The 24,056-nt window shown below is 70.9% G+C and carries 12 protein-coding genes and 4 pseudogenes; 5 read left to right on the top strand and 11 right to left on the bottom strand.

Going from position 1 to position 24,056, the window contains the following annotated elements; genetic code table 11:
* Positions 1-13: 13 nt before the first annotated feature.
* The 4 genes from KME66_RS30875 to KME66_RS30860 all read right to left on the bottom strand — a co-directional run bounded on the left by KME66_RS30875 (position 14) and on the right by KME66_RS30860 (position 6,619).
* A complete protein-coding gene (locus KME66_RS30875) occupies positions 14-1,297 on the bottom strand; it encodes a S8 family serine peptidase (protein ID WP_216328204.1) in 1,284 nt (427 codons plus the stop codon).
* Positions 1,294-4,605 (bottom strand): right-handed parallel beta-helix repeat-containing protein, encoded by a 3,312-nt coding sequence (locus tag KME66_RS30870; RefSeq protein ID WP_216328202.1) that lies wholly within the window; start codon positions 4,603-4,605, stop codon positions 1,294-1,296. Before KME66_RS30870 ends, KME66_RS30875 begins: the two co-directional genes overlap by 4 nt.
* Before the next feature lie 107 nt (positions 4,606-4,712).
* Positions 4,713-5,999 carry a ricin-type beta-trefoil lectin domain protein gene (locus KME66_RS30865; RefSeq protein WP_216328199.1) on the bottom strand — a complete coding sequence of 429 codons (1,287 nt, stop codon included), beginning with the start codon at positions 5,997-5,999 and terminating at the stop codon, positions 4,713-4,715.
* On the bottom strand, positions 5,996-6,619 hold the full coding sequence (locus tag KME66_RS30860; RefSeq protein ID WP_216328197.1) for a type VII secretion system-associated protein: 624 nt from the start codon (positions 6,617-6,619) through the stop codon (positions 5,996-5,998). Before KME66_RS30860 ends, KME66_RS30865 begins: the two co-directional genes overlap by 4 nt.
* A gap of 252 nt (positions 6,620-6,871) precedes the next feature.
* Here KME66_RS30860 and KME66_RS30855 point away from each other — a divergent pair, with 252 nt between their 5' ends.
* Positions 6,872-8,029: a mannose-binding protein gene (locus KME66_RS30855; protein WP_216328195.1), complete on the top strand. Its 1,158-nt coding sequence runs from the start codon at positions 6,872-6,874 to the stop codon at positions 8,027-8,029.
* 211 nt (positions 8,030-8,240) lie between these two features.
* Here KME66_RS30855 and KME66_RS30850 read toward each other — a convergent pair whose 3' ends face one another.
* The 4 genes and pseudogenes from KME66_RS30850 to KME66_RS30835 form a co-directional block, all read right to left on the bottom strand.
* Complete coding sequence (locus KME66_RS30850) at positions 8,241-8,894, bottom strand: HAD family phosphatase (protein ID WP_216328193.1); 654 nt, start codon at positions 8,892-8,894, stop codon at positions 8,241-8,243.
* A gap of 389 nt (positions 8,895-9,283) precedes the next feature.
* A pseudogene (locus KME66_RS30845) lies at positions 9,284-10,686 on the bottom strand (IS1380 family transposase).
* A 286-nt stretch (positions 10,687-10,972) separates the two neighbouring features.
* Positions 10,973-12,152: pseudogene (locus KME66_RS30840) on the bottom strand (transposase).
* 278 nt (positions 12,153-12,430) lie between these two features.
* Positions 12,431-12,952: a hypothetical protein gene (locus tag KME66_RS30835; protein ID WP_216328191.1), complete on the bottom strand. Its 522-nt coding sequence runs from the start codon at positions 12,950-12,952 to the stop codon at positions 12,431-12,433.
* Positions 12,953-13,312: 360 nt separating this feature from the next.
* Between KME66_RS30835 and KME66_RS30830 the strand changes: the two genes are divergently transcribed.
* Both KME66_RS30830 and KME66_RS30825 read left to right on the top strand, forming a co-directional pair.
* Positions 13,313-17,428: a polymorphic toxin-type HINT domain-containing protein gene (locus KME66_RS30830; protein WP_253208519.1), complete on the top strand. Its 4,116-nt coding sequence runs from the start codon at positions 13,313-13,315 to the stop codon at positions 17,426-17,428.
* 85 nt (positions 17,429-17,513) lie between these two features.
* On the top strand, positions 17,514-18,683 hold the full coding sequence (locus tag KME66_RS30825) for a DUF6183 family protein (protein WP_216328189.1): 1,170 nt from the start codon (positions 17,514-17,516) through the stop codon (positions 18,681-18,683).
* A 7-nt stretch (positions 18,684-18,690) separates the two neighbouring features.
* Here the strand turns inward: KME66_RS30825 and KME66_RS30820 are convergent, their stop codons facing one another.
* Together KME66_RS30820 and KME66_RS30815 are read right to left on the bottom strand one after the other, a co-directional pair.
* A complete protein-coding gene (locus tag KME66_RS30820) occupies positions 18,691-19,824 on the bottom strand; it encodes an IS630 family transposase (protein WP_216328188.1) in 1,134 nt (377 codons plus the stop codon).
* A 4-nt stretch (positions 19,825-19,828) separates the two neighbouring features.
* A complete protein-coding gene (locus KME66_RS30815; RefSeq protein ID WP_253208518.1) occupies positions 19,829-20,260 on the bottom strand; it encodes a hypothetical protein in 432 nt (143 codons plus the stop codon).
* 187 nt (positions 20,261-20,447) lie between these two features.
* Here KME66_RS30815 and KME66_RS30810 point away from each other — a divergent pair, with 187 nt between their 5' ends.
* Positions 20,448-21,071, top strand: a complete 624-nt coding sequence (locus KME66_RS30810; protein ID WP_216328186.1) for a helix-turn-helix transcriptional regulator — start codon at positions 20,448-20,450, stop codon at positions 21,069-21,071.
* A gap of 40 nt (positions 21,072-21,111) precedes the next feature.
* Here the strand turns inward: KME66_RS30810 and KME66_RS30805 are convergent.
* Positions 21,112-22,244: pseudogene (locus tag KME66_RS30805) on the bottom strand (IS630 family transposase).
* Positions 22,245-22,569: 325 nt separating this feature from the next.
* On the opposite strand from KME66_RS30805, the pseudogene KME66_RS30800 reads away from it, so the two are divergent.
* A pseudogene (locus tag KME66_RS30800) lies at positions 22,570-23,972 on the top strand (IS1380 family transposase).
* Positions 23,973-24,056 lie beyond the last annotated feature (84 nt).

The raw sequence follows: 24,056 nt of genomic DNA, 5'->3' as shown, positions 1-24,056 counted from the left end.
GCGCCTCGCGCGTTCAGCTCCCGTCGGGGGTGCCCGCCCCCGCCGGACGCCAGCCCCGGGCGCGGGCCCGGGTGAGGGCGAATCCGGCCCAGAGGAGGGAGAGGACACCGGCCGATCCGAGGAGGACGAAGAGGACGGCCCTTCCGGTGGCGCGGTCGGTGTCGGAGGTGTCGCGTACGGCCACGGGTTCGGTGGCCCGCTCCGCACCGCCGGCCGGCGCGCCCGCCTCGCCGAGGACCGTGGTGACGGCGGCGTAGGCGTCCAGCTGGGGAATGTCGGCCGGGTAGGCGGTGGCGGTCAGGCGGCGGGTCACCGCGTCGGCCGATTCCCCGGGGTGGGCGGCGCGGACGGCCGCCGCGGCCCCGGCCGCGTAGGCGGTGGCCACCGCGACGCCGCCGCCGAGGTAGTGCCCCTTCCCGCGCGGCCCGCCGGAGACCACCCCGGCGCCCGGGGCGGCCAGGTCGATGTCCTCGGTGGGCAGCGCGCCGTCCGGGCGGGCCCCGGCGGGCAGCATGTCGGCGACCGCGAGGACGCCGGGCTGACCGGCGGGCCAGTAGGTACGGGAGGGGATCTCGTCGGCCGAACCGCGCGACGGCGGCTCCGGGGTGGCCGCCGCGACCACCACCGCACCGGCCCTGCGTGCCTCGGCGACGGCCCGGGTGAGCGCGGTGTCCTTGCGCGGGAGGGCCACCGCGACCGCGATGACGTCGGCCTCGGCGGTGGTCGCGGCCCGGACGGCCGCCGTGACGAGTGCGGCGTCCGGCTGCCCGCGCCGGTCGGTGCCGCGCAGCGCCAGGATCTTCGCGTCCGGGGCGACCCCGGCGAGGCGCGGGGTGGGGCCGCCGGTCCCGGCGATCAGCCCGGCCAGGAACGTTCCCTGTCCGACGCAGTCGTCGCCGGCCTCACCCCGGGCGGTGACGCGGCCGTCGAGCCCTTCCGCCCCGGGGTCGACGCCGGTGGAGATCAGCGCGACGGTCACCCCCGCCCCGGTGGTGTGCCGGTGCAGGCGGTCCAGGTCGAGGCGCTGGCGCGACCAGTCCTGCTTCTTCGCCCGCTCCTTGGAAGCGGGGGTGCAGGCGACGGCCTCGGCCCGCGCGTCGAGCGAGGTCGGCATCCCGGGCAGCTCCTGCCCCTTGGACCCGTCGGCGGCGGGGAGGTGAACCGGCGTACGGGAGGGGGGTGCGGCCTGGGCGGGTACGGCCACGGGCACCACCAGGGCGGCGGCGAGCGAGGCCCCGTACAGCAGACGGGCCGGCCTGGCCGCCCGCCCGGTGGCCCGCCGCGCGGACGGCCTCACCGGGGCACCGCCTTCGGGGCCGCGGCCGTCACGTCCGCCGGGAGGAGGATCCGCAGGTCGTCCAGCGTGGGTGCGGCCAGCGAACTGATCCGGCCCGCCTGGCGGGTGACCATCGACTCGACGACCTGCCGGGCCAGGCGGGCGTTGCCGAAGGACCGGTCGCGGGGCACCGCGTCGAAGTGCTCCTTGAGCAGGGGTCCGGTGCCGGGGCCGCACTCGTACCCCATGGCCGCGGCCTGGGCGCGCACGATGGTGACCAGTTCCTCGGAGGAGTAGTCGGCGAAGGCGATCCGGCGCGGGAAGCGGGAGGAGAGGCCGGGGTTGGAGGCGAGGAAGCGTTCCATCTCGTCGGTGTATCCGGCGACGATGACGACGACCTCGTCGCGGTGGTCCTCCATCAGCTTCAGCAGGGTGTCCACCGCCTCCTGGCCGAAGTCGGCGCCCTGGCCGCGCGGGGTGAGGGTGTAGGCCTCGTCGATGAACAGCACACCGCCACGGGCTTTTTCGAAGACCTCCCGGGTCAACTGGGCGGTGTGGCCTATGTAACGGCCGACGAGATCGGCGCGGGCGGCCTCGACCAGCTGGCCGCGCTCCAGGACCCCGAGCTGGGTGAGCACCTCGCCGTAGAGGCGGGCGACGGTGGTCTTACCGGTGCCGGGCGGGCCGGTGAAGACCAGGTGGTTGCTGAGGGTGGGAACGGGCAGCCCGGCGGCGGCGCGGTGGCGGGCGGTGGTGATGAGGTTGACCAGATCGGCGACCTCGCGCTTCACCTCGGCGAGTCCGATCATGTCGCCGAGGCGGGTGAGCGGGTCGTCGGCCGGTGCGGCGGTCTCGGCGGCCGAGGCGACGGCGGTGGCGGAGACGTCCTCGGGGAGCAGCAGCCGCAGATCGTGCTCGCTGACCTGCGTCTGGGCGGAGAGCCGGATCGCCTGCCGGTCGACCATCTCCTCGAACACCCCGCGGGCGGCACGGCCGTTGCCGAAGCCGGCGTCCCGGTCCATGGCCCCGAAGTGGGCGGCGAGTGCCTGGGCCGTCCCCTCCCCCAGCTCGTACTGGTGCCGGCCGCACATGCTCTCCATGATCGCGACCAGGTCGGGCACGGAGTAGTTCTCGAACTCGACGGTCCGCGAGAAGCGGGACGCGAGGCCCGGGTTGGAGCTGAGGAAGGACTCCATCTCGCGGGAGTATCCGGCCGCGACCACGACCACGTCGTCGCGGTGGTCCTCCATGAGCTTCAGCAGGGTGTCCACCGCCTCGCGGCCGAAGTCGGCGCCGCCGTTGCCGCTGTCGGCGGTGAGGGTGTACGCCTCGTCGATGAACAGGACCCCGCCCAGCGCCCGCTGGAAGGTCTCGGACGTCTTGATGGCGGTGCCGCCGACGACTTGGGCGACGAGGTCGGCGCGGGAGACCTCCACGAGGTGGCCGCTGCGCAGCGAACCGAGCTCGGCGAGGATCGCCCCGTAGAGGCGGGCGACGGTGGTCTTACCGGTGCCGGGCGGGCCGGCGAAGATCAGGTGCCGGCTCATCGGCGGTGCGGGCATGCCGAGTTGTTCACGACGCTGGGCCAGCTGGGTGAGGTTGACCAGGGTGCGGACCTGCTGCTTCACGTTCTCCAGGCCGATCAGCGCGTTGAGCGCGCCGAGCGGGCCGTCGGCACGGTCCGGCGGGGGCGCGTCGGCGGCGCCGGAGCCGGCCGGATCGGTGTTCTCGGCGCTGCCGCTGCCCCAGGCGTCGCGCTTGCCGTTGCCGACGCTGTTCAGCCCGTCCACGGCGAGCCGTTCGCCGGGCGCGGTCTGCACCAGGCCGCCGCCCTCGTTCTCCCGGGCGGTGCAGTTGACGAGCGAGACCGGAGCGGTGGACTCCACCCGGAAGCCGTCCTGGCCGCCCCCGCTCGCCTCACAGCCGCTGAGCGAGGCGAGCGCGCCTTCGCGGAGGAGGAAGCCGTGGCCCTTGGGGGCGTGGACGGAGGTGCGGTTGGCGGTCAGTTCACCGCCGGCGGCGACGACCACACCGTCCTCACCGCAGACCTCGACGCGGAAGTCGCGGACGGTGACGTTGCCGCCGTCCTCCACGACCAGTCCGCTGGTGGCGGTGTCGGAGACCCCGCCGCCCGCCAGGTAGAGGGTGGAGCCGGAGGCCACCCGTACACCGGCGCCCTGCGGCCGGACGATCTCGCAGTCCTCGACGCGGCCCCGGGCCTCCTTGGCGGCGGCGATGCCGTCACCGGCGGGCTCGACCAGCCGGGCCCGGCGCAGCAGGGGGTTGGCGCCGCCCTGCAGAGCGACGGCGGGCGCGGAGCCGATGACCTCCAGGCGGTCCAGCTCGGGCGCGGCGTCCTCCTCCAGGAGCAGCCCGGTGCCTTCGCAGTCGCGGACGGTCAGGCCGGTCAGCGCCGGGGAGGAGGCCCCGGCCACCCGCAGCGCGGCGCCCTGCGCCCCGTCCACCCAGCAGTCCTCGAAGGTGCCGCGCGCCCGGTCGGTGACGAGGAGGCCGTGGCCGCGTGCGCGCGAGACACGACAGCGGCGCAGTACGGGATCGGTGCCCACGGCCAGGACGATCCCGTTGCCGGAGGCGCCGGTGACACGGACGTCCTCCAGGGTGGTACGACCCGCGCTGCTCAGATGGACACCGGTGCTGGTGTCATGCACCACGGTCCGGACGACGGAGACGGCGGAGTCCCCCTCCAGGGCGATGGAGGGCTTGTCGGTGGAGGAGATGTCGCAGTCCTCGACGGTGCCCCGGGTCTCGCCGTTGGCGAGCAGCCCGTTGCCCCGGGCGCCCCGCACCGTGCAGTCGCGGACGCGCGCCTCGCCCTGCTCGGCAAGGACGATGCCACTGGTGCCGAGGTGTTCGAGGGTGCAGGACTCGACGGTGGTGGGGGTGGTGGAGGTGACGACGATGCCCGCGCCCTGCGGGTTGCTCACCCGGCAGTCCCGCAGCGCGAGGGAGCCGGTTCCGCCGGCCAGCATCGCGGTCCAGGCGGCGCCGACGATCTCGCACCCGTCGAACGCGGCCTGTCCGCGCCGCACGTCCACGGCGGGCAGTTCGGAGTCCCCGCCGCGCAGGGTGAGTTCCGAGAACATGACGGCATCGGCGCGCAGCGCGACGACGCTGCCCGAACGCGGCCGGATCTCCACCGTGCCCCGTCCCTCGGCGGCGGTGAGGGTCACCCGGGTGTGGATCACCAGGTTCTCCGCGTACGTCCCGGGCCGGACGCTGATGAGCGCACCGGTACGGGCGGCGGCGAGCGCCTCACCGATCGTGGAAAAGCGGTCCTCGGGGCCGACCGTCAGTACCTGGCGCGACACGCACCAACCTCCTTGCTACGGCGGCGTCCTGTCCGGACGCCGCTCTTCGCCGAAGACGCGGTTCGGTTCTCCGGCGATCCCATCATGTCTCGCTCCGTGCGCCCGGGTCAGGTGCTCCATTTCTGGTTGTCGAGCCCGGTGCACTCCCACAGGATCAGGTAGGTCTCCGGGCCCCGTCCCTTGCTGTGGTTCGGGATGTCGACGCACTTGCCGACGACGGTGTTGACCAGGTCGTGGGCGCCGTTCAGGGTGAACTTCTGGGCGGCGGAGCCGTTGCACCAGGCGAGCTGGATGGGTGTCCCGTTGCTGAAGTTCGCGTTGGCCACGTCCAGGCACTTGTCCTTGGCCCGGATCGTGCCGTCGGATCCGAAGCGCCACTTCTGGGCGTCGGCGCCGTTGCAGTCCCACATGAACAGCGGCTGACCGTCGTTGAAGTTGTGACCGGGGACGTCGAGGCAGCGGCCGGAGAGGTGGCTGCGGAAGGAGACGGGCCCGCTGAACGTGACGGCGGGCTGGGCCTTGGCGGACTGGTTCTCGGCGTCGCCGCTCTTCGCCTCGGGCTTCTTCTCGGGCGCGTCGGCCTTCTTCGGGGTGTCCTCGGGACCGTCGTCCTTCTTCGCCGCTTCCTTGCCGCTGTCGGCCGGAGGGACGACCGGCGCGGGGTTGCCGGCCTTCTCCGGCTTCTCCTCGCTCTTCTTCTCCTCCTTCTCCTTCCGGTCCTCCTCGGGCGCACCGGTGTCGGGCGCGGTGACGGCGAACTCGCCCGGCGCCTCCGGTCCGCTCCCGTCGAGGACGGTCCCGGCCCCGGCGGCGTTCGTCCGCTCGGGCCCGTCGTCGTTGTTCCCGGCGAGCACGAGGAACGGCACCGACACGAGCAGCGCACCCACGACCGCCGCCCCCGCGAGCGCGGCCCTGCCCGGCCGTCCCACGGGCCCCGCCTCCTGCTGCGGCTGCCCGATGGCGGTGGCGGTCATGGTCCGTACGAGAGCGGGGAGCCGGCTCTGCGTGGCGGCGGAGGCGCCGGGATCGGTCTCGGCATCGGAGCCGGGGGCGGTCTCGGGGCCGGAGCCGGGGGCGGTCTCGGGGCCGGAGGCGGTGTGGCCCTCGGCGGTATCTGCCCGGGGTTCGGGGGCGTCGGCACCGGTGCGCTCGCCCCGCTCACCGCCCTCGCCCGCCTCCGCCTTCCCGACCTCCGGGACCTCTGCGGCCTCTGCGAGCTTCCTGGCCTTGTCCCCTTCCGGGGCCTTGGCGGCCTCAAGGCCCTCCTCGGCACTCTCGGCCTTCTCCGCCTTCTCGGAGACCCTCTCCGTTTCCGCGGCCTCGGCCGGCTCGGCTTCGGGCTTCGCCGGTACGGGAGCGGAGACGGGGGTCTGCTGGGACGACGTACGCGTCACGGGGTCCTCCCTGTGGTGTGGGGCCGGGGTTCGGTCGTGTCGGGGCCGGCGGCCGCGGTCGCCGGGGCGGAACTCACGGCACCGGGAAGGCTGTCGGCGGGGACGAGCAGCGGAGCCGCGGCTGCGGAGTTGACCAGCAGCAGGGCGCCGGTCTCCGTCAGGGACCCGGCCAGCTCCCGGGCGGACACGGTGTCATGGTGAAGTGCCGCGGACATGAACGCGTGGGTGGGCGAGGTGAACAGGAGCACCACCGGCGCACCGTCCCGCCCCGCGGCCACGAGCGTCCCGCCGTCCGGCCCGCGTACGACGGTGACGTCCGCCTCGGCGAGCGCGGCCAGCGCCTCGTCCACCGTGCCGTACCCGGTGGCGGCCCGCTGGGCAGCCGCGTCCACCGGATCGGTGGGCTCCGGCCAGCCGAGGGCCCGGGCCGATGGGCGGTAGGCGGGGTTGGCGCGGTACTCGCCCACGCCCCCGCTCCCGTCCGACTGCCACTCGCCCAGGACGGCCCACTCCGGCGGCGTCCGGGCCTGGGTCCACTCCGGATCGACGATCCCGATCCAGTGGCCGGGCGCACGGCGCGCGGCGTCCTTCACGGCTTCCGGCACGAGGGAGGCATCCACCTGAACTCTTGGCTCCGTACAAATCTTTGAGTACCGGACGGCCTCAACAGGATGTCATACGAGCCCTGGTCAACGGGGCCCGACAGCAGGCCCGTATAGGCCTTCTGCCTGCCCGTTTGCCGCCCGAGTGGGGAACGTTCCGGGACAGGCGCGGCGTGGGATGACAAAGCGGCACCGGCGTATCGAGGCGAGTGACGTCTCCCGCTCCCCCGACGGGCTACGTTGGGCTCGCCCCCGAGGAGGAGTCAGCACATGCCCGCCGAGCCCCCCACCCCCGGAACCGAGTCCGCGCCGGCAGCCACGGAGAAGTCCGGCGCCGCACCCCCGTCACCCGCCGCGGAGGAGCCCGGCCCCGCGTCCCCGGCGTCCGCCGCCCCGGCCGAGGCGCAAGCCCTCCGGAGCGAGGCCACGACGACGGCCGGCACGGAGAAGCCCCCGACCGGGCCCGCCACCACAGCCGGAACCGAGGAGCAGCCCACCTCGGCCCGCACCGAAAAGCACCCCACCGAGCCCGCCACCTCGGCCGGGACCGAGAACACGCGGGCTCCGGCCGCGACCACCGCCACGCCCCCGACTCCGACCGAGGAGTCACCGGCACCCGACGCCTCGTCCGGGGCGTCGTCCACGACGCGGACCACCGAAGCACCCGAGGGACGCACGGAGGGCATCGCGGTGGCGGCGGCCGTCGACGCGAAGCCGGGCACCAGGACCCTCACCGCTGCCGACAAGGGGCGCCCCCGCACCCCGGTCCTGGCAGGGGCCGCGTTCGTCGGCGCCGCGCTGGTCGCGATACCCGTGCTGCTGATGGGCAGCGCCGACGACGAGCCCCGGCGCCCCGCCACCACACCGGTCGCGGGGAGCGCCGACACGGTCCTCGATCCGGAGTCGGCCCCGGCGGCCCTGGACGACTACGTGGCGGTGAAGCCGACACCGTCGCCGTCGCCGACGGAAGAGAAGAAGGCCGCCCCGCCCAAGGCCGCCCCCGCACCCGCGGCAGCCGCGCCGGCGCCCGCGCCCAGGACGAGCGCCCCCGCCGAGAAGCCGAAGGCCTCACCGAAACCGAAGCCCAAGGCGGCCCCGAAGCCGAGTTGGGGCACCCAGACGGTCTCCGCGACCAGCTCCATCGGGGTCGGCCAGTCCTGGGCGACCAACCGCATTCGCATGACGATGCAGCAGGACGGCAACCTGGTCGTCTACAACGAGCAGAACAAGCCGATCTGGGCCGCCATGACCTTCGGCGAGAACCACCGGGCGATCTTCCAGCCGGACGGCAACCTGGTCATCCACAACGGCGACGACCGCCCCATCTGGGCCTCCAAGACCCATGACTTCGGCGGCGCCACGATGGTCCTCAGGCCCGACGCCAAGGTGGTCATCGTGCACGAGGGCAAGGTGGTCTGGTCGACCTGAGAGGCCGGCGTACGCCTGCTTCAGGGGAAGGCCGCCGCTTTCCGGCGCTCGACGAACCTCGTGAAGCGGGACCTTCCGGCGGGCGGGAGCTGACCTGCCCCGGGAAGAAGACCCGAGCACGAGAGCGACGGTCGACCCCGCCAGGCCGACCGTCGCTTCTCCCTGACTCGACGGCGACAGTGGCTGATGCCGTGGAGCGACGAGGTGACGGTCAGTGATCCGCGAGGAGTCCGGGCAGTCTGCGCATGTCGTCGAAGACGACGGTGTCCGGGCCTTCGAGCCGGTCCGCGGGCGTCAGCCCCCCGGCGTAGGCGAAGGCTCGCATGCCCGCGGCCCGGGCCGCCCGAAGACCGTACTGACTGTCCTCGACCACGGCGCACGCCGCGGGCGCGATCCCCATCTCTCGCGCGGCGTGAAGGAACAGATCCGGGGCCGGTTTGCCGTGCTCGACTTCGGTGGCGCTGAAGATGCGGCCTTCGAAGCGGGGGTGAAGACCGGTCATCCCCAGCGTGAAGCGCATCTTGTCGTGGCTCCCGCTGGATGCCACACAGGTGGGGAGATGCGTGAGCGCGTCGAGAGCGTCCACGATGCCCTCGACGGGCGTGAGTTCGGCGGCGAGCGCGTCCTGGTACAGAGGCGCGAACTCTTCCTCCCAGTCGGGCGGCAGGCGGCGTCCGAGGTGGTCCTCGATCTGCCGCGTCATCGACCGGATCGACAGACCCATGAACCGGTCGACGATCTCGGCTTCGGTGAGATTCCACCCCAGTTCCGCCAGGACGAGTGCGTCCACGCGCACAGCGATGCGTTCGCTGTCGACGAGTACGCCGTCGCAGTCGAATATGACGAGTTCGATGGGCTGGGTCATCCCCGCAGGATAGGCGGGCTGTCCCGTCGTACGGGGGCGACCGTCGGCCACCCCGGGCCGGCGGTCGGTTCTCGTCCGGGCACAGGCCGATGCCGCGTGCTGCGGGATGAACCAGGCTCCCGTGGCCGGGGCGAGATCGACGACCAGACGCTCGACGCGAGTGAGGCACACCGACTCGCTGATCACGGGTCCCTCCCCCGGTGTGCAGCCGACGGCGAGTTCCGGCAGAATCCCGCGGGCCCGCCATGTCAGCCTCGCTGTTTCAGTTGAGGTTGCTGGGCGGCTGAGCGAGGTTGTTTGAGGCTGGGTCGGCTGGTGGGCATGGTGAGGGCCCGACGCGGGGTCGGGTTCTCCGAGGTCCTTGGGTCGAGGTGGGCGGGGGCGGCGGGTCAGCTGGCGGGGCGGGGTAGTGCGGCCAGTCGGTGGAATGCGGCCATGAGTTCATGTCGCCAGGGCCAGGTCGCCGATATCCGGAGGCGGAGGCGGCGGCTGCCCCGGGTGATTCGGGCTGTGACGTGCAGGATCCGGTAGCGGAGTTTCTTGGGTTCGGCAGCCGCGAGTTGGCTGTCCAGCAGGAGGATGCGGGTCCAGGTGAGGAGGTCGATCGCCGCGAGGCTGAGTTCGAGCCAGGCGGCGTTGACGCCGAAGCGGCGGGAGGGGGAGCGGCCGAAGCCGGTGGTCTTGCCGCACCGGATGCGGTCCTCGACGGTGGCGTGTCCGCGGTGGCGGACCTCCAGGAACTGGGCCGAGCCGGCGGTGAACGGGGTGTCGGTGAGGAAGACCTGGTGCCGCAGGCCCTCGTCCTGGTCGAAGAGCGAGAGCTGGGCTCCGGGGTGGGGGCGTTCGCGGCGGACGATGATGCGGGTGCCGGCCGGGTAGCCGGCAAGGCCGGTCATGCCGGTCAGCTCGGCGACCTCGGCGGACTCACGGAGGGTGCCGTCCTGGTCAGGGCGGGGTGCCAGACCTGCTCGGGCAGGGCCCGGATCGCGCGGCGGACCGGCTCGGTGACCGCGTATCCGACCGAGAAGAAGGTGCGGATTCCGCGTGCTCGCAGGTCTCGGATGTGGGTGAGGAAGGCTTTCGCGGATCCGGCGCTGTCGGTGCGGATCAGGATGTCGGAGCCGTGCCGGTGGGCGTCAGGGATTTGTGCGAGAGCGTCGTCCAGCACCGCGATGTGATCCGCGGCTGTGTTGGCTCCGGAGTTTCCGGGCCGAAGGCGCCCGGACATGGCCTCGCCGGTGTTGGCCAGGAAACACAGCAGGGGGTGGAAGCCGAAGCCGCCTTTGTAGGTGGGTGCGGCCTGGACCTTCTCGGAGTGGCAGGTGATCAGGGTGGCGTCGATGTCCAGGACCAGGCCGGGCAGTTCCCGTCCGCCGGCCTTTGCCGCCGGTATGCCGCAGCGGGTCTCGGATGCCTGCAGCCAGGCCACTTCCCGGGCCTGAGCGCGGGCTGAGCGCAGGCGGTCCAGTACGCGTTCGTCGACGGCGGCCAGGAGCCGCCAGGCAGTCGGTGTCGAGGCGATGGGGCCGAACACCTCGCGCTGGTCGCGCAGCGTGGCCAGATCCGTGATGGTCTCGCCGCCGGCAGCCACCATCACCGCGAGGTCGGTCGCGATCCGGCCCGGGTCATGACCAGTACCTCGTGGCCGGAGCGGTCCGAGCGCGGTGGAGTACGAGCTGGTCAGTCCAGTGACATCGGCGAGATCAGCCAGTAGCCGTGCCCCGGCATGACCGACCACCCCCGCACCGTCAGCAGAGACATGAAGCCTGGGACGCAAACCGATACACTGCACGCAGAAAGTGCCTTCCACCTGGCCCGACAGAACCCCTCGACAAGGTTCATCGTCCCAGCTCGGAAGGCACTTTCGCGTTCACGGCCAGCAACCGGCCTCACCCCAACAGAAACGGCGAGGGCAGCCTCGATCTTTCGTGACGGTCCGCCAGTTTCTTCGGCGGGCCGTTTCGGTTGTTCGGGTCGGTGGTGGGCGCGCTGATGGCCCGGCTGTCGCGTCGGGTGGGCGCCGGGTTTCCACGGGCGCGGTCAGGGTGGTGCTGGTTGCAGGGACGAGAACGTGCTGGTCAGCCGGGGTTCGGGAGAGTTTCGAGCCGTGCCAGGGCGTCGGTGATCACGTCGGTCCAGGGCCAGTGGCGTGTGAATCTCAGGTGCCGGCGGCGGGCGGTGGTGACGATCTGGGCTGCGGCGGAGAAGAGGCGGAGCCGGAGACGGCGGGGCTCCCACCTGCGGGTCTTGCCGGTCAGGCCGAGCCGGGCATCCAGGCGAGCAGATCAAGGGCGAGCTGGACGATCTCCAGCCAGATCTGGTTCTGCGCGGTGTCGTGCAGGGGCAGGCTGCGCAGGCCGGTGGCCCGCGCGGCCCGGATGCGGCCCTCAGCTCGGGCTCGCTGGCGGTGCCGCAGCTCCAGTGCCGCGATCGGCATGTCGGTGGTGTTGGTGGCGAAGCAGGTCAGCCGCAGTCCGTCAGCGTCGGTGATGCGCAACTGGGCACCAGAGTCGGGCCGTTCCTTCCGGACGATCAGCCGCATTCCCTTCGGCCAGCCCTTTAGGCAGTCGCCGGTGATCTCGGCGACCCAGGCCCCGTCCCGGATCTCGCCGCCGGGCTCGATCGCTGCCGTCCAGGCCGGGGCTGATGTGATCGGCGGCGGTGTTACTACCCGCGTTGCCGGGCCTGAGCAGGCCGGCCACAGGTTCCCCGCTCCCACCGCTTCCGTGATCGACGAACCCCATCAGCGAATGGTGTCCGAAGGTCTTCTTCCAGGTCGCGGCAGCGTCCTGCTTCTCGGAGTGGGCCAGCACAAGCACCCCGTCCAGTCGACGATCACCTGCCCTGAGGCGTCCGGCGCCGCGTTCTTGGCCACGTTCCAGACGCGCTCGCGGGCTTCTGCCCGCGCGGCCCGTATCGCGGAGAGGGCCTTCGGCCCAGCCGCGGCAAGGGTGTCGATGAGGCGGGAGACCGTCGGGTCGGAGGCCACCAGCCCGAACACGGACGGCTCGGCCCGCAGCATCCCGACATCCGCGAGGCAGTCCCCGCCGCGACCGCGAGGGCCACGCCCAGCAGGACCTTCCCCGGATCGTGCACCGCCCGCGGACGTCGCCACGGCGCAAGCGCTGCCGATATCGCCTGGTCCAGCCCGGCCTTGCGGACGGTCTCGACCAGCAGCACGGCCCCGGCCTGGGACACCACCCCGCGGCCACCGCCCTCGATGCGGACGCGTGGATAGGACCCGATACGCTTCTTCACCTGAGAAGCCTCCGACGGTGGCAGGAACAAGGACCCCGGCAATTCTCATTCTTGCTGGTCAGAGGTACTTTTCGCTTACCTGACCACCCGCCGGACAGCCCGCTTCATGAAAGAGCGAGGCTAGATGGATGGCCGTCTCCCCGGCCGCCGTGAGGCGGCCGGGGAGACAGAACCCGGCGTACCGGTCGGCTCGTCTGCCATTCCCCCGCTTCAGCTGCCGAGCCCCTCCGGGCCGGCAGGCTGCTGTGCGAGGACGCCACCGGGACGGACCGGGAGCCTCAGCCGGTGACGCGGAGCTCGACCAGTACGGTGTCCGCCCCCTCGACACCCTCTCCGACGCCCTGGAGCGTGTCCTTCGCCACGTCCACGGTCTTCGTCTTGCCTGCGCTGGAGAGATCCGCGCTGACGGGGCGGTCCGACGTCTGGACGGCGAAGACCTGCGGTACTTCGAGCGTCAGGAAACCACTGCTCGCCGTCGCACGGAAACAGAACCTCGACCCCTCGTCGCCCTGACGGCTCCAAATCCGGATCTGATCGGGCGTCTCGTCGCAGGTGGCCAGGATGATGTGGCCGTCGCCCTTGAACAGCTTGAGCCCACGGGTCTGCTCGATCTTGTCGGCACCGGGGTAGGCGAAGTCCTCGATCGCGTACGGCAGAGCGTCCGCCGCGGCCGCTACGCCCTGCTGCGCCTTCTCGTCAGGAGACACCGCGTTGGCGACGGCGAGCGTCGAGAAGCCCAGTGCGGCGGTGGCGGCGCCCGCGAGCGAGGGGATCAGAATTCTTCGGAGGCGGAACGCCACGTTTTGTCCATTCGTCTGGCCGGGCGGTGCCCGGTTGGCGAGGTATCCCCAGGAATGCAGTTGGGGAGAATGTGAAGGAAAGGTATCCCATCGCGATGCAACGTCAACGTGACTGGAGTCACATTTTGGCCAATTGGCAGGTGAGGGCGAGTGGTTGCCGCAGGTAGTATACGCGGGATTGAGGGGGAAGGCCTTCCGGGGGATGGCAACACAACGCCTTTCAGGGCAGTTTGCTGCCTTTATGGCTCTGAACGGTCGTTGGTGTGCCTTGCGTGCGGTTCGCCATCTTCACGGGTGTGAGGAAAGTGTGCCAACCCTTTCGCTCCGTCACAATGCGAACCAATCGAAGGAGCACGTAAATTGATAGAGAGACAGCGAGGACCGGGCGAGGGCCGGGCGGCGCTCCCCGAGCCGGGCGGGGCCGCCGTCGGGCGGTCGGCGCGCGGTCGTGGACCGCGGGTCGGGCTCGGCGCCCTGTGCCTGAGCCTGCTGCTGGCGCTCCTTGTAGGACTCGTCGGTCCGAGTCCTTGGGCCGGGCAGGCGGTTGCCGCAGACAGCGGGGAGTCCCAGGAGTGGGACCACCTTCCCGCGACCGACCGCGGTCGGGTGATGGAGCTGTGGAAGTCGGGCGGGCCCGGAGTCAAGGCGGCCGCCGAGGTGGCCCTGCTCGGCTCGGACGCCGACGTACGCCAGTTCCTGGACCACGAGAACGAGATCGCCCGACTCAGCGACGCGCGCGTCGAGACGGTTCAGATCTTCTCGGCCGGAGGCCGCGCCGTACGTGAGGCCGCGCAGACAGCACTGGCCGGATCGCCCGCGGACCTGACCGCGTTCCTGACGGACGGTTGGAAGGCGCCGCTCGAGGAGGACCAGCGGGTCCGTGCCGTCCAGCTCGTCTCCGCCGGCGGACGGGGCGTGAAGACCGCCGGTACGAAGGCACTGAACGGCACCATCGAAGACGTGCGCGCGTTCATCGCCGAAGGGCAGTACGCGGCCCGGGATCAGGACGACCGTGTCCTCGTCGTCCAGATCCTGAGCACCGGCGGACCTGCCGTGCAGCAGGCGGCCAAGACCGCGATGAACGGTTCCATCCAGGACGTACGCGAGTTCCTGCTCGTGGGTCAGCACATCGCGCGCGGGCGTGACCAGGAGCTCGCCACCATCTCCGAACTGGTCGCGCTGGCCGAGGAAGCCGGCCGTCAGGCCAAGGCGGAGACCGAGGCGGCCAAGGAGGCCTCGGCGCGGGCGATCGCCGCCACCAAGCTCGCCAAGCAGGCTGCGGAGACCGCTGCGGCGGAGACCACAGCCGCCCGGGACGACGCGAAGCGGGCGTCCAACGCCGCAGGGCGCGCAGCGGACGCGGCGAACGGGGCCGCGAAGGCCGCGCAGGAAGCCATCAGTTCGGCGCGTGCCGCGAACACATCTGCTCGCATCGCCGCCAACGCCGCATCGCAGGCGGCGTCCGCAGCGGCCGCGGCCGCGCAGGCCGCGTCCAACGCCCGCAACGCCGCCGCCGCGGCAGCCACCGACGCCGGCAAGGCGTCCGCCGCACGTGCCGCGGCCGAGGGAGCCCTCAAGGCCGCGGAAGGAGCCAAGAAGGCAGCCAAGGCCGCTGAGTTCGCCGGAACCGCCGCAACCGAGGCGGGTAAGGCAGCGGATGCCGCCACCGGCGCCGGAGCGCACGCGGACGCCGCCGCAGCCGCCGCCGAGGCGGCCAGCGGCCACGCGAACGTGTCCAGCGCGCAGGCGCAGCGGGCGAAGGCCGCAGCGGCCGACGCGCGCCGTCAAGCGGCCGCGGCCAGCGCCGCCGCCGCGCGGGCGAAGTCTCTGGCGGCCAAGTCCGCCAAGGCCGCCTTCGAGGCTCGCGACGCTGCCAACGCGGCCGCCGACCACGCCGAGAAGGCAGCGGCCGCCGCCAAGAAGGCGGCCGATCACGCCGGGGACGCGGCCACCGCCGCCACCGAGTCGACCAAGCACGCTGCTGCGGCCAAGACCGCCGCAGACGCGGCGACGGCCGCTGTGGCCAAGGCCCGCGTCACCTTCGACCTTGCGCGCGAGGTGGAAGCCGCAGAACTGGCGGACCGGACCACCACCGCCCTGGAGGAGGCCAAGACGGCCAAGGCCGCCGTCGACGAGCGCAGGGCCGCCGCGCAGAAGGCGGTCGCCCAGGCCAAGGAGAACGACCGGGAGGCCGAGCAACTCGCCACGGAGGTCTCACAGCCGGACGTGGATGTCGCCGCCGCCGCGCCCAAGGCCCGCAAGATCGCCCTGCACATGGCCAGAACGGCACGCGCCGCGGGCGCCACGGCCGCAGAGGTCGCTCTGTCGGGCTCCGACAGCGAGGTCGTCGAGTACGTCCGTGCGGGCCGTGAACAGGCACGTCGGATCGATGAGTTCGACCGAGTCTCCCAGCTTGCCTGGGACTCGGAGTATGACGCGGTGCGGACGGCCGCACAGGCGGCGCTCGGCAAGGACACCTCCGCCGTCAGCGCCTTCCTGGAGACCGGACAGCACCAGGCGGCCGCCACCGACTACCGCATCAGGGTCGTCCAGCTCATGAACGGCGCCGGACCGGACGTCAAGAAGGACGCCCAGGCCGCTCTGGACGACGGCACGATGGAGGCGCTGCGGGACTTCGTCGCGAAGGGCTACTATAGCGCCCGGAGGACGGACGAGCGCGTGCGTGCCGTCCAGCTCATGGAGAGCGGTGGCCCCGAGCTCAAGGCCGCCGCCCAGATCGCCCTCGCCGGCCCCGCCGAAATGCTGCACGACTTCATCGAGGTCGGGCAGTACCGCGCGACGCGCGCGGACTTGCTGACGGTCACCCACGTGGGACGCGTCCAGCGGCTGATCGCGGGCGCCGCGAGCGTCGCCGCGACGGCGCAGAAGAACGCCTCGCTGGCCGCCAAGGTGGCCGCCGAGGCCCGCAAGGCCGCCGCGGAAGCGCAGGAACACGCGCGCAAGGCCTCGGAGTCGGCGTCGAAGGCCGGCCAGTACGCCGAGGACGCCCGCAAGTCCGCGCAGGATGCCGAGGCTTCGGCCGCGCAGGCGGCCAATTCCGCCAAGACGGCCCGCGACGCCGAGGCCCAGGCTCACAACGCCGCACAGCGGGCGACCAACTCAGCCGCCCAGGCAGAGAGGTCCGCCGCCGGCGCTCAGAGGTCCGCCAGCAACGCATGGGCCTCGGCCAATGCCGCGCGCGCCTCCGCGGAGGCCGCGGGCAAGGACGCCGCCGCCGCCGAGAAGGCGTGGAAGGACGCGCTGATCGTCGCGGTCCAGAAGAAGCAGGCCGAGGAGGAGGCCAAGCTCAAGAGCGAGGAGGCCCGGCAGTACCGGGAGGAGGTCAAGGACTTCAACAAGTGGCTGGCGGAGAGCGACGACATCGACTGGGGTGCGATCCTCTCCGAGGGCGGTCACTTCGCGCTCGACGTCCTCGGGCTCATCCCCGGCTTCGGTGAGATAGCCGACGGTGCCAACTGCGCCTGGTACGGGGGAGAGGCCGCGTCCGGCAAGTCGGACGCCCTGGGCGATGCCGCGCTGTCGTGCGCGTCCGCGATTCCGGGCCTCGGGTACGGTGCCAGCGCGGTCAAGTTCGGCAAGTGGGGCGACAAGGCCAGCGGCTTCTTCAAGGCGCTGTTCAGCAAGGGCAGCAAGGCCCTCCGCAAGTGCAACAGCTTCACTCCGCAGACACCCGTCCTGATGGGTGACGGCCGCACCAAGCCGATCAAGGACCTCCGTGTCGGGGACCGGGTCCTCGCCACGGATCCGGTCACGCAGAAGACCGGACAGCGCCCGGTCGACAACGTGTTCACCAGCAAGGGCCTGAAGAGCCTGGTGACCGTCACGGTGGACGAGGACGGTTCGGCGGGTGACGCCGTCGGCACGTTCACGGCCACGGCGGGGCACCCCGTCTGGGCCGCCAACCGCAAGCACTGGGTGAACGCCGGGGATCTCGTCGCCGGAGACCGGCTGCGCACGCCCGAAGGGAAGAACGCGACCGTCATGGGGACTCGGGGTGAGACCCGGGTCCAGCAGGTGTTCAACCTGTCGGTGCAGGACATCAACACCTACTACGTGCTCGCCGGTGAGACCCCGTTGCTCGTGCACAACGCGACCTGCCCCGTGGCCTTCGCCGACCTCGGCGACGGCAACTTCATGTCGCCTGGGGGCCTGATCTACGGTGCGGACAGGAAGCACGGGCACAAGATCGACCACATTCTCGCGCACACGGTTGCGGACCCGAACCGGCCGACGCACACCGTGTTCACCGAGATCGACCCGATCAAGCTCCTGGACCTCCTGGACGACGCGTGGATCAGGAAGGGGCGGGCCATCACGGACCCGAACGACTCCTTCAAGTTCACCATTCCGATGGACAAGGTGGTCGGCACGAAGGGAGAGGACCACATTCAGTTCGCCATCAATCCCGACACCAACCAGATTCTCAGTGCCTACCCGATCGCCGTAACGAAGTAGTCGCCGAATAGGCTCCGTTATACTTGGCCGACGCCTAGGCGTCGGCCAAGTCATCGGCGCATCAAGTGAAACGAGGTTCCTCGGGGTGAACACGGAACTGTCCCGGACGGTGGCCGGGTTGTCCGCGGCAGGCCCGGCGGACATCTCCGCCCTCGGCAGGGAAATCCGTTCGCGCGTCTCGGCAGGCGACTGCGGATGGGCCGGCGAATTGGGTGCCGAGCTCGCCACCCGGGCGTCCGGAGCGGACTCCCGCGAGAACTACGGGTCGGTCCTGGGCAACGTTCTGCGGGCCCTGGCCGCTGAACCGGGACCGGACAGCCTCCGTGAGCTGCTGCGGGTACCGGCGTCGCTGAGTACCGATGCGACGGAGCAGGTCCTCGCCGAGCGGCGACTCGCGTTGCTGATTGCCCACGGGCACCGGATCGAGGACGTCGAACGTACTGTCTTCGCCGAGGGGAACGCCTCGGTCCACTCCGGGGAACTCACCGCGTGCCTGGTTCATGAGTACGTGCTCACCGGGGCCCCGCTGGAGAGCTTTCCCGGATTCTCCGCCCGCGCGGCGTCGCTCGTCGCCGAAGGGCACCCGCTCGGCGCGCTCCCGCCGGCCCTGCTGCCCCTGGAGTCCGGGCTGCGTCGTCCCCCGAACGCGGGGCAGGGCTGGACCTGGACGATGCCGCCCTGGTACACGGCCCCCCTCGCCACGCAGCCGCTGAAGGCCTCCGCGTCGATGCGGCAGCGCACGGCAGCCGTCGACCTGACGGAGATCAGCGGCCCCGCCCATGCCGAGGCCGCGGGAGCCGCAGTACAGCACTGGTGCGCCCAGTCCAACGGGAAGATCGCGGCGCAGGAGTTCTGGACCCCGGACCCGGTCCGGGCCGAGGACTTCCCGGCGGTTCTGGAACGGCTGCCGCTCACCGCCTGGCCGGTGGAGGAGGGTCCTGCCGAACCGCACCCGGCCACACCGGACACAGTGTTCCGCATGCTCCTCACCGCCGCGGTGAGGGCACCCGCGTACGGCTCCGGCCTCCATGGGGCGTACGGGCGGCTCGCCGCCTGGCACTCGCTCGCCGGTCTGACCGGCGTCCCGGCGGACATGCCGCTCGCCCGGGTGGCGGAGGAGGCCGGGCGAACGACCTGGCTCCGTATCGCCCCGAGCTCCTCGTGGTTCCACGAAGTCGCATGGGACCTCGCCGTCGCCGCTCTGCACCCGGACGGGCAGGGGATCGCGGTGCTGGCAGCCACCGACACCGACTAGTGCCGCATCAGGCAACGTTCGCCCTGTCGACGATGGCGCGTAGGCGCCGGTCGTCGGCGTGGCGGTTTCGCCAGATGATGTAGCGGCGGATCATGCTGCCCTGTTCCTTGTGGTCGGCGTGGTCGGTGCCGTCGAGGGTGAAGTAGCGCAGGGCTGTGAACTGGGCCTCGATGCGGTTGAGCCAGGAGCTGTTCGTCGGGGTGTCGGCCATCTCGACGTTGTTCGCCGCTGCCCAGGTGGCGACGCGCTGGCACTTCTTCGTGGTCAGGTGCGGGGAGAAGTTGTCGCTGACTATCGCGATCCGCACCGTTGGTGGGTGAAGCGTGCGGAGGTAGCGGCAGAACTCCAGGAACTGGGTCCGCTTCTTGAGTGGCTTGATGTGGCCGTAGAGCTTGCCCTTGGTCAGGTCCAGGGCAGCGAACAGGTGCCGCACCCCGCCGTAGCGGTTGTAGGTCGCCCGGCGCCGTCGCCGGGGCTCGCGGTGGGGGTCCTTGTGTTTGCCTCCGCGTTCGGCCCACTGCCGGCCCGGGTGGGGCATCAGGTTGAGGGGTCCGAACTCGTCCATGCAGAAGATGACTTCGGGCTCACCGACCTCGGGTATGACCTCGCCGTCGGCGATCGCATAGAGGTGTTCGACGCGGGCCTTCTTGGTGGCGTAGTCCGGATCGCGGGAGGTCTTCCAGGTCTTCAGGCGTTGAAAGGAGACGCCTTCCTCGCGGAGCAGGATGCGCAGGCCCTCGTGGCTGATGTCGTCGACCACCCCCTCGGCGACCAGGAAGTCCGCCAGCTTGGTCAGGCTCCAGGTCGAGAACGGCAGGTCGTGCTCGGGCGGCTTGGACTTGGCGATCTTCTTGATCTCGCGTCGTTCCGGCAGCGTGAATGTCTTCGGCCGACCGCCGGAGTACTTCGGATACAGCGAGTCGAAGCCGTCGGTGTTGAAGTTGTGGATCACGTCTCTGACGCGATCGTCACTGGTGAACGACACCTCGGCGATTCTCGCCACCGGCATGCCCTGCGCGGACAGCAGCACCATCTGGGCCCGCCGCCAGGTCACCACCGACCCGGTGCCCCGCCGGATGATCCGCAGCAGCCGCCGGCCCTCGTTGTCATCGATCTCACGAACCTGTACACGTCCAGCCACGTGATCATTCTGGTCTGGACCGCCGCGCAGGGAACCACCCACGCGGCAGACAACACGAGGTAAACGCAGTCAGCGCCCGGGTCAGTTCGGCGTCGTACTGATCGGCGTCGAAGTGAAAGGCCGCAGGGCGCGCCTCATCAACGGGCACCTGCCAGTCGGACCACTCCACGATCCCGCCGTGACGCTGCACGAACACGGACAGGTAGCCACAGCATCCGCCCGTGCACTCGGGCTCACCCAGCACTACACGTCGTCCCTCGGCGGTCGCCCAGAGGGGACCCTGGCCATCGACCGGCAATGCCTCCTCGACAAACGGGCCGCGGCCGCCCTCTCCAATCGCGGCTGCCACCACTTCTTCACCATCGATCCGAAAAGACAATTGGGCAGCCCATCGGGGGCCTGGTGGCAACACGCTGATCTCAAGCCGATTGAACACCCAAGCACCCTACGCGAGTACTGGCCACCACAGTTCCGTTCCCACGACCACCAGATGTGGCCCTCTGGCCGACTATCAGTCGACCCCCAGAGGAGGCGAACGTTGTCTGATGCGGCACTAGTGCCGCATCAGACAACGTTTGCCTGGTCATGGGAGACTGCTCCGTCGACCGGGGGAGAGTGTGGCCGTGGAGACTGCCAATCGCGCGCTGACGGCGGACGTGATCGCGGCACTGAGGTACTGGCCCGGTGTCATATGGGGAGGTCAGAAGAATCCTCCGGACCCAGTGGACATGACCGTCCTGCCGCCCTTCTTCAACGAGGTGCTGCAGGACCTTCCGTGGTGGAACCGCGACTGGAAAGTCGACCGCGTCCAGCCGGGACTTCCCGCAGAGACCGGGGATCACCGCTGCGATCCCGCCGTAAGGTTCGCCGAGGTGTCGATCCCGGGAGCGGTAGCCTCCGGCAACGGTGAGAGCCTGCCGTTCGTCGCGAAAGTCGGGTTCACGGGCGACCGGCTGATCCGCTTCCAAGTCAAGATCGGTGACGTTGTCATCGGCCCGGCCGTTGCCCCTGCCGGGCGGTCGGAGCCACATCCGTTCGGACGGATGCTTACCGGCTTGATGGACCTGCGCGGGATTCCGGTCAGGGAGATGGCCAGGGCCACCGGACTGTCGATGTCCACCATCCACATGCTCCGCCGTGGGCACAACCCGAATCTGCTGCAGGCCCGCCTGATCGCCGGGATCCTGGACATGTCCGAAGCAGACGTCAGAGTCATCGCCGGACTCGACGACGGCAGTACGCAGTAGCTGATAGGCGGCGGCGTCACGATGCGGCCTTGGCGCTGCGTCAAGCTACGTTCGCCCTGGTAACCACTTCGCATAGGCGCTCGTCCGCGGCGTGCTTGTTCCGCCAGATGATGTAGCGGCGGATCATGCTGCCCTGGGCCTTGTGACTGGCATGGTCGGTGCCGTCGAGGGCGAAGTACCGCAGAGCCGTGAACTGGGCCTCGATCCGGTTGAGCCATGAGCTGTTGGTCGGGGTGTAGGCGATCTCGACGTTGTTCGCCGCCGCCCACGTGCCGACCCGCTGGCAGCGCTTGGTCGTCAGGTGCGGCGAGTAGTTGTCGCAGACGATCGCGATGCGCACGTCCGCCGGGTGCAGCGAGCGCAGGTAGCGGCAGAACTCCAGGAACTTGGACCGGTTCTTGGTCTTCTTGATGTGGCCGTAGAGCTGGTCCTTGGCGAGGTCGTAGGCGGCAACAGGTGCCTCACCCCGTGCGGGCGGGTGTAGGTCGCCCGTCGGCGGGGCCGGGGTTCACGCCCGGGGTCCTTGTGCCGTCCGCCGCCTTCGGCCCATTGCCGGCCGGGGTGCGGCATCAGGTTGAGCGGTCCGAACTCGTCCATGCAGAAGACGACTTCGGGCTCCCAGTCCTCGGGTATGACCTCGCCGTCGGCGATCGCGTAGAGGTGCTCGACACGGGCCTTCTTGGCCGCGTAGTCCGGGTCGCGTGAGGACTTCCAGGTCTTCACGCGTTGAAAGGAGACGCCCTCCTCGCGGAGCAGGACCCGAAGGCCCTCGTGGCTGATGTCGTCGACCACCCCCTCGGCGACCAGGAAGTCGGCCAGCTTGGCCGGGCTCCAGGTCGAGAACGGCAGGCCGTGCTCGGCCGGCTTGGACTTCGCGATCTTCTTGATCTCCCGGCGCTCGGGCAGGGTGAACGTCCTCGGCCGCCCACCCCTGTATTTCGGGTAGAGCGCCTCGAAGCCGTCGGCATTGAAGGTGTGGATCACATCGCGGACCCGGTCCGCGCTGGTGAACGTCACCTCAGCGATCTTCGCCGCCGGCATGCGCTGAGCGGACAGCAGCACCATCTGGGCCCGCCGCCAGGTCACCACCGACCCAGTGCCCCGGCGGACGATCCGTAGCAGCCGTCTTCCCTCGTCGTCATCGATCTCCCGGACCTGCACGCGTTCAGCCACGTGATCATTCTGGCCGTCCGGTGCCGCCCGGCGCAGCAACCGGGCGACACGTCACGACGGGGCGAACGTTGCCTGATGCGGCACTAGCCGGGCGTGCCGGTCACCGCCCCGACTGTCATGGGGCCTACCCTTGCAGAGATCAGAGGTACTTTACGCTCTCTCGATCACCTGCTGGACGGCAGCCCTCGTGAAAACCCGAGGTTAGCCTCGCCGTTTCTGTTGGGGTGAGGCCGGTTGCTGGCCGTGAACGCGAAAGTGCCTTCCGAGCTGGGACGATGAACCTTGTCGAGGGGTTCTGTCGGGCCAGGTGGAAGGCACTTTCTGCGTGCAGTGTATCGGTTTGCGTCCCAGGCTTCATGTCTCTGCTGACGGTGCGGGGGTGGTCGGTCATGCCGGGGCACGGCTACTGGCTGATCTCGCCGATGTCACTGGACTGACCAGCTCGTACTCCACCGCGCTCGGACCGCTCCGGCCACGAGGTACTGGTCATGACCCGGGCCGGATCGCGACCGACCTCGCGGTGATGGTGGCTGCCGGCGGCGAGACCATCACGGATCTGGCCACGCTGCGCGACCAGCGCGAGGTGTTCGGCCCCATCGCCTCGACACCGACTGCCTGGCGGCTCCTGGCCGCCGTCGACGAACGCGTACTGGACCGCCTGCGCTCAGCCCGCGCTCAGGCCCGGGAAGTGGCCTGGCTGCAGGCATCCGAGACCCGCTGCGGCATACCGGCGGCAAAGGCCGGCGGACGGGAACTGCCCGGCCTGGTCCTGGACATCGACGCCACCCTGATCACCTGCCACCCGAGAAGGTCCAGGCCGCACCCACCTACAAAGGCGGCTTCGGCTTCCACCCCCTGCTGTGTTTCCTGGCCAACACCGGCGAGGCCATGTCCGGGCGCCTTCGGCCCGGAAACTCCGGAGCCAACACAGCCGCGGATCACATCGCGGTGCTGGACGACGCTCTCGCACAAATCCCTGACGCCCACCGGCACGGCTCCGACATCCTGATCCGCACCGACAGCGCCGGATCCGCGAAAGCCTTCCTCACCCACATCCGAGACCTGCGAGCACGCGGAATCCGCACCTTCTTCTCGGTCGGATACGCGGTCACCGAGCCGGTCCGCCGCGCGATCCGGGCCCTGCCCGAGCAGGTCTGGCACCCCGCCCTGGACCAGGACGGCACCCTCCGTGAGTCCGCCGAGGTCGCCGAGCTGACCGGCATGACCGGCCTTGCCGGCTACCCGGCCGGCACCCGCATCATCGTCCGCCGCGAACGCCCCCACCCCGGAGCCCAGCTCTCGCTCTTCGACCAGGACGAGGGCCTGCGGCACCAGGTCTTCCTCACCGACACCCCGTTCACCGCCGGCTCGGCCCAGTTCCTGGAGGTCCGCCACCGCGGACACGCCACCGTCGAGGACCGCATCCGGTGCGGCAAGACCACCGGCTTCGGCCGCTCCCCCTCCCGCCGCTTCGGCGTCAACGCCGCCTGGCTCGAACTCAGCCTCGCGGCGATCGACCTCCTCACCTGGACCCGCATCCTCCTGCTGGACAGCCAACTCGCGGCTGCCGAACCCAAGAAACTCCGCTACCGGATCCTGCACGTCACAGCCCGAATCACCCGGGGCAGCCGCCGCCTCCGCCTCCGGATATCGGCGACCTGGCCCTGGCGACATGAACTCATGGCCGCATTCCACCGACTGGCCGCACTACCCCGCCCCGCCAGCTGACCCGCCGCCCCCGCCCACCTCGACCCAAGGACCTCGGAGAACCCGACCCCGCGTCGGGCCCTCACCATGCCCACCAGCCGACCC

This window comes from Streptomyces sp. YPW6 (genome assembly GCF_018866325.1).
Taxonomy (GTDB): Bacteria; Actinomycetota; Actinomycetes; order Streptomycetales; family Streptomycetaceae; genus Streptomyces.
Note: the sequence above shows the minus strand (reverse complement) of the source record. Positions and strands in the feature narration are given on the sequence as shown.

What these genes read in the sequence shown, in the direction of transcription:
- KME66_RS30855 (WP_216328195.1), top strand. Translation starts at nt 6,872, where the DNA reads ATGCCCGCCGAGCCCCCCACCCCCGGAACCGAGTCCGCGCCGGCAGCC.
- KME66_RS30850 (WP_216328193.1), bottom strand. Translation starts at nt 8,894, where the DNA reads ATGACCCAGCCCATCGAACTCGTCATATTCGACTGCGACGGCGTACTC.